A 437-nucleotide genomic window follows, 5' to 3' on the forward strand; every position below is an offset into this window, starting at 1 on the left:
GAACCGAATTATGCTACTCTGTAAACGAAGCTAACGGCTGATTTATAACGGATTTTACGCGTATTCTTCTGTCCCGGTCGAATGGGTCGAATCGGTAAAATGTTTTTACGAATCAGCGCTTCAACATCGGGCGGGGGTTCATTGTCTTTTGAGCGTAGGAACTGTCTTACAACATAAACGGCGACTGTGAAGTTGACTTGGTAGGCATACCGTTTATCCATTTGCGAAATGACGACGTGCGAGGTCATCATTTCAGCGAAGTTGTAGAGGATCATTCTTGCGAAAATCTCTTGGACGATGGACTCCTGTTTCTTTGCATGGAAATTCGTCAGACCGACGGTGTATTTTAACGCGCGGAACGAGGTCTCTATGCCCCAGCGCATGTGATAAATGGACCGAAGCTCATCCGGCGGAAATTCAGCGACAGATAGATTCGT

General features: G+C 46.5%; 1 protein-coding gene. It reads right to left on the reverse strand.

What is annotated here, in order from left to right; genetic code table 11:
- Nucleotides 1-8: 8 nt before the first annotated feature.
- Nucleotides 9-437: transposase (locus KXG62_RS33940; protein WP_218096405.1), on the reverse strand; the 429-nt coding region annotated here is incomplete at its 5' end.

Origin of the sequence: Paenibacillus solanacearum (genome assembly GCF_910593845.1) — a bacterium.
Classification (GTDB): Bacteria; Bacillota; Bacilli; order Paenibacillales; family NBRC-103111; genus Paenibacillus_G; species Paenibacillus_G solanacearum.